This window comes from Psychrobacter sp. TB20-MNA-CIBAN-0197 (assembly GCF_040309765.1).
GTDB lineage: Bacteria > Pseudomonadota > Gammaproteobacteria > Pseudomonadales > Moraxellaceae > Psychrobacter > Psychrobacter submarinus.
Window position 1 is genome coordinate 1 of the sequence record NZ_JBEOPC010000312.1, and the last position, 303, is coordinate 303.

General features: G+C 41.6%; 1 protein-coding gene. It reads right to left on the minus strand.

What is annotated here, in order from left to right; translation table 11 throughout:
* On the minus strand, positions 1–303 hold a 303-nt coding region (locus AAEY83_RS13800; RefSeq protein ID WP_351059675.1), incomplete at both ends, for an MlaD family protein.

Sequence of the window (303 nt, forward strand, 5' to 3'; positions counted from 1 at the left end):
TTTTGGCATCGTCAGTCAGTAGCTCGTTGTAATTTTTATCTATTTGCGCGCGAGCAATTACGCTGTCTTGCGTGTCGGATAGCCGAACATGATCAATTTGACCTATTTTTACACTGCGCACTTTTATTTCAGTCTTACCTGCAATAATACCTTCTGCTTGTGGCATTTCGATAAAAATAGTAGGGCCTTTATTAGCTTGGTATTGGTATAACATCCACATGCCCACTAACAGCGCAATTGCCGGAATGATCCAGATAGCTGAAATTTTCGGTTCTTTTGTTATTTCGGCGGTTTCGGTCATGC